9 protein-coding genes are annotated in these 12,189 nt (G+C 40.3%); 1 reads left to right on the top strand and 8 read right to left on the bottom strand.

Going from position 1 to position 12,189, the window contains the following annotated elements:
* Nucleotides 1–26: 26 nt before the first annotated feature.
* Nucleotides 27–1,001 carry an SMP-30/gluconolactonase/LRE family protein gene (locus GQR38_RS12715; RefSeq protein ID WP_165721801.1) on the top strand — a complete coding sequence of 325 codons (975 nt, stop codon included), beginning with the start codon at nucleotides 27–29 and terminating at the stop codon, nucleotides 999–1,001.
* 153 nt (nucleotides 1,002–1,154) lie between these two features.
* Here the strand turns inward: GQR38_RS12715 and GQR38_RS12710 are convergent, their stop codons facing one another.
* From GQR38_RS12710 to GQR38_RS12675, 8 genes are all read right to left on the bottom strand, one after another.
* Nucleotides 1,155–2,435 carry a glycosyl hydrolase family 8 gene (locus GQR38_RS12710; RefSeq protein ID WP_165721802.1) on the bottom strand — a complete coding sequence of 427 codons (1,281 nt, stop codon included), beginning with the start codon at nucleotides 2,433–2,435 and terminating at the stop codon, nucleotides 1,155–1,157.
* 222 nt (nucleotides 2,436–2,657) lie between these two features.
* Nucleotides 2,658–3,479 (bottom strand): ThuA domain-containing protein, encoded by an 822-nt coding sequence (locus GQR38_RS12705; RefSeq protein ID WP_165721803.1) that lies wholly within the window; start codon nucleotides 3,477–3,479, stop codon nucleotides 2,658–2,660.
* Nucleotides 3,480–3,486: 7 nt separating this feature from the next.
* Nucleotides 3,487–4,218, bottom strand: a complete 732-nt coding sequence (locus GQR38_RS12700; RefSeq protein ID WP_165721804.1) for a DUF6445 family protein — start codon at nucleotides 4,216–4,218, stop codon at nucleotides 3,487–3,489.
* A gap of 5 nt (nucleotides 4,219–4,223) precedes the next feature.
* A complete protein-coding gene (locus GQR38_RS12695; RefSeq protein ID WP_165721805.1) occupies nucleotides 4,224–5,708 on the bottom strand; it encodes a tryptophan halogenase family protein in 1,485 nt (494 codons plus the stop codon).
* Nucleotides 5,709–5,730: 22 nt separating this feature from the next.
* Entirely contained in the window at nucleotides 5,731–6,741 is a 1,011-nt protein-coding gene (locus GQR38_RS12690; RefSeq protein WP_165721806.1) for a cupin-like domain-containing protein, read from the bottom strand.
* Between the two features lie 10 nt (nucleotides 6,742–6,751).
* Complete coding sequence (locus tag GQR38_RS12685) at nucleotides 6,752–7,495, bottom strand: SapC family protein (RefSeq protein WP_165721807.1); 744 nt, start codon at nucleotides 7,493–7,495, stop codon at nucleotides 6,752–6,754.
* A 167-nt stretch (nucleotides 7,496–7,662) separates the two neighbouring features.
* A complete protein-coding gene (locus GQR38_RS12680) occupies nucleotides 7,663–10,692 on the bottom strand; it encodes a TonB-dependent receptor (RefSeq protein WP_165721808.1) in 3,030 nt (1,009 codons plus the stop codon).
* 387 nt (nucleotides 10,693–11,079) lie between these two features.
* Nucleotides 11,080–12,147, bottom strand: a complete 1,068-nt coding sequence (locus tag GQR38_RS12675) for a glycoside hydrolase family 43 protein (RefSeq protein ID WP_165721809.1) — start codon at nucleotides 12,145–12,147, stop codon at nucleotides 11,080–11,082.
* Nucleotides 12,148–12,189: the final 42 nt, after the last annotated feature.

The raw sequence follows: 12,189 nt of genomic DNA, 5'->3' as shown, positions 1-12,189 counted from the left end.
AATTAAACAAACCTGAGTAAACGTCTATGCTAAAAACACACAAAAAAACGCTAAGCTTAGTTGTATTAATGCTCTGTTTTAATAAAGCAGCGCTGGCACAACAACCTGAAAATACACCTTTGTTAAACACTGTAAACAGCCAAAGCAATGAGCAGTCGCCATTAATAAAGGGCGTAACACCCACACTTGTTAGTGACAATTTATTATTTTTAGAAGGCCCAACGTGGTCAAGCCAAGACAATGCGTTTTATTTTTCAGAAATGAACTTTGCTAGCTCGCAAGCACTTGGCCCTGATTCGACCATTTATAAATTAGTGCTTCCCAATACCCTCACCACTTATTTAAAACACAGTGGTACAAACGGCTTGTATGCCAAAGGAGAGAGCCTCTATACGCTTAACCATAGTACGCAATCGCTTTCTAAAATTAATATAAAAAGTAAGACCAATACCGTAATAGTCAATAAATTTGATGGGCTAAGCTTTAGCTCGCCAAACGATATGACTATGCATAAAAATGGCGATATATTTTTTACCGATCCTAATTGGCAACTAGGCGAACGCACTCAGCAAATGTCTTATACCGGTGTGTATAAGTTAAGCAATACGGGCACACTTAGTTTAATTGACGCTACGCTTGAAAAGCCCAACGGTGTTGCACTATCCCCAGATCAGCATACCCTTTATATTGGCGACTTTAGCAACCGCGTAAGCAAATACACCATTGATGAAAACGGTGATATTTCACCACGCGAAGACTTTATTAAAGTAACCTCGCCCGATGGCATAAAAGTAGACTCCGCTGGCAATATTTACGTTAGCAGCCACAAAAAAGGCGTTATTAATATTTATACGCCAGAAGGTGCATTTATCGATAAAATTGAACTGGGCCCTAATGTAACCAACCTTGCCTTTGGTGGTAAAAATCGCAAAACGTTATTAATAACCACCGCTAAGGGCTTGTTTACGCTTGATGTAAAAGTAGCGGGTTTGGCTAATTAGCTAAATTAGTTAAGCAACGTATTAAAGAGAAAGTTAAGCTCACTCGTTAAGCACAAAAACCGGTGTAACTTAGTTACACCGGTTTTTTATTATTTAAGTTATTGCTACCTAAGCTTTTGCCGCTTAGGCTTTTGCTACTTAGGTAGTGTTATTTTAATTAAACGTGTTGTTATAAAACTTAAAATTGCCCGATACATGCAGCATAGCTAACATATATAACGAACCATTGTAGTAACGGTAGCTACCTGTTGGTTGCGATAAAGACCAAAACTCGTTAAAAAATTCATTTGCTTGCCCAGCGTTTGTTGAAGCAAGTAACGCTACTGCATTCGCGGCTTTTTGACCTTCGCCTGCACAGCCTTTGTTTTGCGCTCCACCGTATGAATACACTTGCTCGTAGCAGTTTTTACTGTTGTTTGTTTTTGCATAACTTAAAAAGCCCAGTGCTTTATTTACTGCGCTTTTATGCCACGCTTGAGCACCCATTAAATGCGCGTCTAAACCCACATTCATAATTACGCGCCATGCATCAAATTCATACCATTGACCTGGGTTTGCTTGGTCGTTAAAAATGTAGCCAATAACAGGGCTGCCATCTAAGCGCGATAAAAATGTAGGTAAGTTCCAATGCGGGCTACCACTTACTTTTGTAAAATGGTTTTTAAGTAAGGTTCTACTTTTTGTGGCTACTTGTCGCCAGTAAGTTTTGTCTGCTTGGTTAGTTACGTTATTTGCAAAGTAGTCATAAAACGCAGGTATATGGTATGAAGGATCTGTTAAGTTATCTAAATAAGGTGAAAAGCGGATTATTTGGTTTTCCATCAGCTTATTTTTAATTGTGTTTAACATGGTAATGGCATCGTTGTAGTAGTTAAACTCACCCGAATTCCCCCAACGAGCAGAGGCATTAAGTAGTGCAAACGCAAAGTACTCTTCACCATCGGGAGCGGGGCCCTCATCCACTTTATAAACAAAGCCGTTTTGATTAAGCTTTAGTTTCCACGCGTAAACGCCTTGTTTTTTAGCATCAGGGTGATTGTCTGGATTTTTTTGATACGCTTTTGCAAAGCGCCATAGGTTATCAAATTCTTCTTGTTTGTTAAGCATGACAGCGGCGGTCATTCCCCACGATTGCCCTTCTGTTCTTATATCGTCGCCTTCGTCTGGGTTAATTGCTTTTATGTAGTGTGCTTTATAAACACCGTTTTCGGTGTACGGGTAGTAAAGTTGTTGAGTGTTGTTATAGCCAAACATATTGTCAAAAGTACTATTCACCTTTTGCTGTATATTTGTTTTACCCATTTCTTGTGCGAGGTTACGGTATGTCCCTGAACTGTCGGCGCCTACACTCGATGGGTTATTATTAAATGCAGCAAGTGATTGATAGCTTATTAGCGTTAACAATAAAGTTGTTATTTTAAAAAATACTTTCATGTTTATCCTCTTTATTTGAATTATATCAGCGTGCAAATTTAATATAGTCTTTTTGACCATTTGATCAAGGAATTCTCAAAATTATTTGTTTGTTTTATAAACTAAGTGAAATGTGTGAAGGTGTTTAATAAGTGCTTAAAAAATATAAAAGGCCGCTTAAAAAAGCAGCCTAAATCGACATAAATAGTGTTAAAAGCGTATTTATTGGTTATTTATTAATTGCTACTTTTTTAACCCTTTACCCGTTGCAGCCCAATAAATTCCGCCATAAATATGCTCTGTTAAAAACTCACTTTTATACACAGCATTAGTATGCCCAAGGGCTGTATAAAATGAGCGGCCACCATCGTAATTGTGATACCACGAAATAGGATGAAACGCCCCCATACCCGAGCCTGTTTTGTTATTACCCCAATCGGCAGTTGGGTTGTAACTTTGCTCATCAACTGTGAGTAAGTAGTTTAACTTAGTTAGCTCGGGCCCAAATTCGTACCACTCGTCGGTCCAAAGCATTTCCTGCGGCATATGGTTTAAGCCAATAAAGCGAGTATTAGGCACTTTACTTAGTACGCCAGTTTGAATAACAGGATGAATGTTAAAGGTGCGCCCCACCAACTTTTGATACCACGGCCAGTCGTATTCGGTATCTGATGCGCTATGAATGCCAACAAAGCCTTTACCTGCTTTTACAAATCGCTCAAGCGCGGCTTGCTCTTTTGGGTTTAAAATATCGCCCGTGGTTGATAAAAATACCACTACATCAACATTTTTTAAGTAATCGTCGTTAAAATAATGGCTTTCTTCGTGCCAAATTAAGTTAAAAAAGTGCTTATCGGCTAAGCCTTCTAGCGCTTTAACGCCTTCGGTTTGCGACTTATGGTGCCACCCTGCAGTTTTTGTAAATAGCAGCACATTAAATTGCTTTTTAGGGAGGGTATCAAACCCTGTAGCATTACTTTTTTGCACTGTTGCTGTACTCAGAGCCAATACAAAAAAGCTTAATAGCCAACCTTTATATGCGAATCTAGGTAAAGAAAAAGACATAGTATTCCTATTTAAAATGAACAAACATATTAGCCGTTAGCCGCCCTGTTTGTGGACACGGTGAAATATCGGTAGACGTATTAAGTAAACTGGTGTGCAGCAAATACCCAGGAAACACAATAAGCCTATTTGGCTTATATTCTACGTGCTTGTAGCACTCAAACTCATTGTGCTGTGTGGTGCAGTAACTAGGTTTTACCTTGCTGCGTTCAAGGATGTGTTGAGCATGCATTAAATACGTGTTTTTGCGCTTTGTGCTTATTGTTTCAAACCCTGTTTTTTTATGTCTAAAAAATCCAGTGCCGCCATGCTCGCCTTCGCCAAGGTAATGAATAATGGCAATTAAGTTAGGATCGTTGGTATCAAAGTGTGGCAAGGTTTGTATTGGTGATAGCTGCTTCTGCGTTTTAGTAATTAACGATAAGGTATTATCTTTTGGGTATGGGGTAAGTGTTTGCCCAATATTAAATACGTTATAAAACCCCTGTATAAGCGGCTTTAGGTAATCAACTACACATTGCTTTGGTAGCGGCATGCGTAAACCTGGGTATTGAGTGAGTTCGTCAGGTTTAAACTCTCCCTGATTTTGCGCATGATTTTCAGCACTTTCATCAGCACTTTGCGCTAAGTTTATAAGTTTTTGCGGCTCACTCAGGTAGTTGTCAATTATAATAATTGGCGTTTGCTCTTGCCCTATAAACTCATACTGCGGCTGTAAATTATTGCCAAGTGTTAGCATAATACTTACTTAGCCTTGCAATAATGATTAATGAAATCAATGTGACTCGGTAAGCTATCTGCTTTTTTAGCAACATGATTTTTTATTGATTCTAAAAATCGTTTAAGCTCATCATCGCTCATGCTATCAACAATTGGGTGATAATTTTGCGGCACTAGCCCTTGCCCTAACATCACTTGTAACCACGAGGCTTCACCAAATAACTCTTGCTCTACTTTATAAACATGCCCACTTTGCTTAAATAGCTCAATGCGTTTGGCAAGCGATTCTGGTATTTGCATGTTTTTACAGTAACGCCAAAAGTCGCTGTCGGTGCGCTGTGTCACATGGTAATGCAGCACAATAAAGTCGCGAATGTTTTCGGCCTCAAAGCGCATTTTGTTATTAAAGTCATCTTGATAGCACGACTCGATTGCTTTGGTTGGCATGTTTTGCATTAATCTTATAATGCTTTGCTGAATTAAATGAATACTGGTTGATTCTAGCGGCTCAATAAAACCACTTGCCAAGCCAATAGCAACACAGTTTTTGTTCCAATGTTTACGCCGTGTACCGGTGCGGTATTTAATAACGCGCGGCTCATTAATAGGTTTGCCTTCTACGTTATTGAGTAGCGCTGTTTTGGCCTCATCATCGCTCATGTATTTACTACAAAACACTAAGCCATTACCACGGCGGCTTTGCAGCGGTATTTGCCACTGCCAACCACATTTATGTGCCATTGCACGCGTATATGGCACTATTGGGCTTACTAATTCGGTTTGTACTGCTACTGCGCTGTCGCACGGGAGCCAATGGCTCCAATCTTCGTATCCGGTGTGTAGCGCTTGCTCTATTAATAAACCTTTAAAGCCGGTGCAATCTATAAATAAATCACCCTCAATAATTTGCCCGTCACCTAAAGTAAGCGATTTTATAAAGCCATTAGTGGGCTCTAAGTTAACTTTGCTTATCATGCCTTCTATACGTTTAGCGCCGTTTTGCTGTGCAAAATTTCGTAAAAATTTAGCGTACAAACCTGCATCTAACTGATAAGCATGGTTACGGTCTTGATTCGGCACTACGGCAAATTTACCCAAGCGACTTGCTACGTGCTCTGTGCAATAGTCGCCAATATCGGCTGCAACACCTTGTTGCATACCTTTTAGCCAAAAGTGCTGAAAACCTGCAGCCCAACAGCCTTGCCCAACATAACCAAATGAGTGAAAGTAGCTTTGCTGGTTTTGTTTCCAGCCCTCAAACGATATGCCTAATTTAAACGTGGCGTTAGTGGCTGCCATAAATTCTGATTCGCTGATTTTTAGCAAATCATGAAATATATGCAGCGTAGGAATAGTAGACTCCCCAACCCCTACGGTAGGAATTAAATCGGATTCAACTAAGCACACTTCAATATTTTTACCTAGCAGCTTTGCCATTGCAGCGCTGCACATCCAACCGGCGGTTCCGCCACCTGCTATTACGATTTTTTTAATTGCATTTTGATTCATAATTCAAACCTTACAAGTACGCTTAGCGTCTTAATTTATTTTGTAATTCGGCTCTTAATTTACGCGCTGCAAGCTCATCCATTGGCTTTGCTAAAATAGCCTGTGCAGGCTCTGGGATGTGAGTAAATTCGTTATCGGAAAATACGTAGTAATTAAACAAACGTTGCCATGCTGCGCGCTCATGCTTTGGTAAATTACGTATGTTTAAAATAGCAAGGTGCAACGCATTAGTAGGCTGACCATAAACCGCAGGCGTATTTTTAAACCAATAATTAAACAGTATATTTAAGCTGCCAAGCCCCTCTACTTGGTGCCACCACATGCTGGGCAATATAAGGGCATCGCCGGCTTCAAGATCAACGGTAATTGCCGCTTTTATTGCCTGCTCAAACTTAGGAAACTGCTCAAAGTTAGGTGCAGTTGTAGTGGTTAAGCTTATTGGCTGACCACCGGGTGCTTTATCAAGCGGACCTATATATAAATTGTCTATTTGATCGGGGGCAAATAAAGTAAAACGCCTTTTACCTGCAACGCAACATGCTAAATTTTGCGCTACGTCGTAATGTGCTGGTACGGTAACTTTTCCGCCTGCCCATACATTAAATAAACAGCCTTCGTTTAATGCGTTAACTTGGCAGTGATTAACCAAACCAGGTAAGCACTGTGCAATGCTAGTAGAGCCAATGTATAAAGTGTCAGCTTGTGGGTTATTTGCACTTTGCATTATTTGCTCAAGCGCATTAATAAATGCCGCTTGTTGATTAGTAAAGTTAAAACCGCTCATATCGGGGTTATACCCTACAACCCCGCTTTGACTGGCGGGTATTGTGCAAGTGTTAACTAAAAAACCTTCGTAAAACGGTGTTAAATAATCAATTACATCTGCATCAGATTTTTTAGCGGCAATAACGACGGGCCAATCGCTTACAAACCCTTTTAGTACAATAGGCACAGACGAGTTTAAAAGCTCCTTGGGCAAGGTGCTGGGAGTTAAGCCATTAAGCGTTTGAATTTTATTTTCTAAATTTTCCATAGTTAAGCACTTACACAGCGTGCTTTTGTAGCATAAGCTGCTCGTTTTTAAGCGCGACTAAATCACGTACATGTACTTGCGAGGCAATGACCATGTATATACACGCTAAATACCCTTGTGAGTGCAGCTGCGCAATTGCATCGCTACTTAGTTGGTTAAGCGTGTCTTCGTTTATGGTGTAAAAGCCGAGTAAGTTATGTTTAAGCCCGTTTACTAAATCAAGCTCTAGCGATACCGATTCAAGCAAACCATGTTTAATTAAGGTTTTAATAAAGGGCTGGTTTTGTTGTAAACCATGATGCAGGTTGTCGAGCACATTTATTACGTTTTCGAGGTAATCGCTGTTCCCGCCGTGTTCTAAAAATAAGTTAATACCCTGCTTTGTTGATACTTTTGGTGAGTCTAAATCAATGCTAAGCATGCGCTCTTGCGTTGCTACACCGTTTTGCATTGTATTTTGAGTCGCGATAGCAAAAGGCAGTCGCTGCATACTTAACGGAATGTAGTGTGCTTGCCATTGCTGGTTTACTAAAAATAAGTTTTCGTCTTTATTTATGCCGTACAAACACACCGGCGAAAATGTATTTGTTGTATCGTCCTTGGTAAAAAATATTGGGTAATGTGCTTGAGCGACTCTAAATTCGCTCACAAATGTATCGCTGTACCAAACCCCGTCACCTAAGTGTGCGCTGCGTGCAGGGTTTATTTTTAAATGCTGATGCTCAACATTATTTAATAATGCATGATTGGTCATGGATTGTGTGCTCCAATTGTTGTTGTGTGCCTTTACCTACTGCTACGAGTTAAATGTAACAAATAGGTTAAATTCACATTGACTATAACAGTTGGGTATTATTATTACTAGGTTAATTTAGGCAAATAAAAAGCCGCAAAATGCGGCTTTAAATAGGTGTTAATTTATTAAAAATTATAACGAACACCTAAACCGTAACGAGAGCCAGTTTGAGTGATATTATAAATCAGCTCTTGCTTGCGCCCGTACGATGTTACGTACTCGTCAGTAATGTTTATACCTTCAATAAATACGGTAAGTCCCTCTACTGCCGGTACTTCGTAACTTACGTTAAAGTCTATTTGGTAATACTCATCAGTGTAAATTGGTGCGGTTAAATCGCCATTTACACGACGCTCATTTAAAAACGAGTCGCGCCAGTTATACGCAATACGCGCTTGTAAGCCTTCTTTATCGTAAAAGAACACCACGTTTGCCGTGTCACTTAACCCTACTAGTGCTTCTGTATCCTCTAGTGAGTCGTTGTCGTATTCAAGGCCTGAGTCAACCATAGTGTAGTTAAAAATACCGCCAAAACCTGACTCACCAAATAAATGCTGAATATTAAATTCAAAGCCATCAATAGTGTATTCTTGGTCGCCATTTACAGGCACGTTTATTCTAAAGTTAATTGGATCATCTGAGTCTGGGTCACCAACAATTGTGCCGCCGTCTAACTCAACATCTTCATCAAAATTAGGCTGCACATTTGGATCATCAGCAAAGTTTTCAAAAATGTAATTTCTGATGTCTTCGTTAGATGCATTACCACCTAGTGCACTTGATGCAGCTCTAAATTTTTCACCATTTAATGGGTCATATAAGTTAAATATATTTGAGTCGATAGTGCCTGTAGTGATCCAATTTGTTACGTCTTTTTTAAAGTAACCAAACGAAATATAGCTTCCTTCGTCGTAATACCATTCACTTGATAAATCGTAGTTAATTGATTCAAGCGGTTTAAGACCTGGATTACCAGAGCCACCCGAATAACCACTTAAACTACCACCGGTATTAATAGTTGTACCGCCTTGCAGCTGACCGTAGCCCGCTCTTGAAATAGTTTTACTCGCTGCTGCACGGATCATTACATCTTCAACAACTTCAATATTAAAGTTAATATTTGGCAGGAACTGGCTGTAATCTGCCGATTGGCTTAGCGTTTCAATACCGGTAACACCGGTTACTGATGTGGCTGTATCTTCGTTCCACTCTACGCGGCTGTAACCTGGTGCGGTTGCTTTAGAAAATACGTCTGTTTTTTCGTAGCGTAAGCCAATTTGCAGGTCGAAGAACATGCCGCTCAATTCGCCTTTGTAGTTTACTTGTGCAAAAGCAGACTGCGTTTTTTCTTCAGTAAAGCGGTTTGTTGCTGCATCCCAATCGGTTGAAGCACAAAATTGTCCTTCGCCGTTTGGTCCTGCCGCTGCGCCGTCGGCTGCTTTACAATCACCATAAAGGTTATCTACGTTGGCAATAGGATCTGCGTACTCTGCTGCATTTACAATCGCATCAAAATCGGCAAAAAAGATTGTATTAAATAAATCGTATTCGCCTTGTGTTGCAGTGCCTTCAAAGTTACCCGCTTTAGCTTGAAACTTATCTAAAATAGTATCTTGGCGCCAATCGATATCAGCAAAGTCGCCCTCAACACCAACCCCACCCCAATCTGGGCGCTGCACTTGTGTATGACGATAATGGTTGTTTACTTTATTAACTGCAACACCAAAATCAATACTTAAACTGTCGTCAAAAAAGTACTTACCTGAAATTTGCGTTTGATCGATTTCTGAATCGTATTTGTCGTTTGCAAACCAGCTACCCGATAAACGCATGGTTTCTGGGGTAAAATTTTCAATGTTACCAATAGCAATACCGGGTAAGTCGCCGGTTAAATCAAGCCCGGTACGTGAACGTGTGTACGATGGTAACTGAATATTGTTACGTGTACCGTGGCGTGGATCAGTTGCTTTCATTGAGGCTTTTGAACTGTGGTGATCAAACTCTAGGTTAAGTTGATCAGACACTGTCCACTCTAAATTAAAGCCTAATGAATCTGTTTTTTCTTCGCGACCCCAAGAACCTACCGTAAGCGACGTATCGCGGAAATCGGCATCACTTTGGATGTCATAAATTTCTGAGTAAATGAGTGGGTACGCGTTAGGCTCGCCCGCCCAAACAGATTCACTTCTGTCGCCAGCGTAGTTAAACCAAACTGAGGCGTCAGTGTGCTGCTCTTCAACGGTTGTTTTAAAGCCCGTGTAATCAAGGGTTGCTGTAATATTTTCAACAGGTTGATATTGAAATACCAACTGACCATTTACACGTTCACGTTGACGTTCTTCAAACACATAACGTGGTTGTTGCGGGTTTGAGTAAATGCCTGATGTAGGTCTGTTTGCTCCGCCTTCTGCGCCTGCAGGTACACCGCCCCATCCTGTATTTGTGTAATCAGATGCTCTGTAGCCTTGATCTTGAATAAACTGCTGCATACCGCTTTCACGGTCTTGGTAGCTACCTGAAATCGAAATACCAAACTTGTCATCCCCAAATGTTTGCGAATATAAACCGCTTACCTCTGGTGTAATGCTACCCTCGTCGGTAGATTGATCATCTACAGCTTTAACGCCAAACGATGCTTTTATACCTGGGCTATTTAAGGGTCTGTTGGTTGTTAAGTTTATAGTTGCACCAATGCCACCTGAAGTAACACTTGCGTCTGATGTTTTATAAACTTGCACGCCCGATACGCTTTCAGATGCGACATTTGCAAAATCAAATGTACGGTCACCTGTTGTATTTGGAAGTTGGCGGCCATTAATTGTAATTAAGTTATTAGCAGGTCCAAATCCACGGACTGTTACGCGGCTACCTTCACCGCCCGCTCTATCTATTGATACGCCGGTAATACGTTGTAGTGATTCAGCAAGATTGGTATCAGGAAATTTCCCCATATCCTCAGCCGAAATTGCATCGACAATACCAGAAGAATCGCGTTTAACATCCATAGAGCGCTGCAATGAACCTCTAATGCCGGTTACTTGTATTATTTCTACATCTTCATCGGCAACGGTTTCTGCAGCGTAGCTTTGGTGAGGAAGCGTAACGGTACCCATTGCAGCGAGTATGGCTGTTGAAATTATCTTTTTCTTAAACATCATGATGCCTTTTTCTTATTTAATTATTATTGACGTACTGCAAGACTTTAAGAATTACTCGAAACATAATTGTAAACTATTTGTTTCATTTTACGGTCAATAAATAATTATTGTGTGTGTATGTTTTAAACGTTTTACAAAGACCACAACCAGTTTTAAACATGTGTTACTTAACTAAAAACCGTTAAATAACAGCACGTTTATGCTAATTCTTTGTGCTAATTTTTTGCTTTAAAATATTTTCATTTTGTCATATGTCCTCAGCTTCCTCTTATTTTGACCATTAACAATAAAAATTAATGGTCATATTGACTATATCTTTTTTACGCAAATAAAAGCTGTAGCGGTGCTTACGCAGATAATTTGCAATGTTTGTAACTATTTTTACTAAGCGTGTTCATATGGGCTTATTGTTTGAATTTTTCCGTTTGAGTCGTGTTCGAGCTTAGCCATTTTCATACTGCGTAAATGGGTTTGCCCGCCCGACAACGTGCTGTCGTGATAAAATAAAAACCAATCACCATTGTGTTTAACAATTGAGTGATGCGTGGTCCAACCTAGTACTGGGTTTAAAATAACGCCCTGATAGGTAAATGGTCCGTATGGGTTATCGCCTGTTGCGTATACAATTTTGTGTGTATCGCCCGTTGAGTACGAAAAGTAATAAACACCGTTGTGTTTATGTACCCAAGGACCTTCAAAAAACCGGCGGTTGTTATCGCACACTGTAATTGGTGAGCCGCTCTCATCTAATACAACAACCTCTTTTACGTCTTCGCTTAGGCTGATCATATCTTCAGATAATTTTGCTACGCGCGCAGGAATTGCAGGTTCACTATTTTTGGGATACGTGTTTTGTTCATTAAATTCGCTCGTTTGCCAATTTTGTAATTGGCCACCCCACAAGCCACCAAAATACAAATAATGGCTTGAGTCGTCATCTTCAAATACAGCAGGGTCAATACTAAACGTCCCTTGAATGTAATCATCTTCTGCTTTGAATGGACCTGTTGGGCTGTCACTTTTTGCAACGCCAATTCTAAAAATACCTTGCTGATCGCGCGCCGGAAAATAAAGGTAATACTGACCAAGTTTATGCGCTGCATCGGGTGCCCACATTTGCTTGCTTGCCCATTTTACGTCATCTACACAAAGTGCTACGCCATGGTCTATGGCTTTGCCTGAGCTTTCGTCAAGGGAAAACACATGGTAGTCGCGCATTGCAAAGTGGTCGCCGTTATCATTAATTTCATTTTTTGATTCAATGTCGTGCGATGGATAAATATACACTTTGCCGTTAAACACATGCGCAGACGGATCGGCGGTATACATGTGATCAACTAACACATTATGATTTTGTATTAACGAGTTGGCTCGTTGTAGGTCTTTTAACTGTTTAAGTTCAGCGTCACTTAATCCATTAGATGGGGGTGCTGCTTGTGCTGTATTTTGCATTTTCACTCCTAGTATTGCCTGCCCACTTTGCACTTTTAAAAG

It is taken from the genome of Pseudoalteromonas sp. c7(2019), from assembly GCF_011378625.1.
Lineage (GTDB): Bacteria > Pseudomonadota > Gammaproteobacteria > Enterobacterales > Alteromonadaceae > Pseudoalteromonas > Pseudoalteromonas arctica.
The sequence above is the reverse complement of the archived record's forward strand: the minus strand, read 5'-3'. Positions and strand labels throughout refer to the sequence as shown.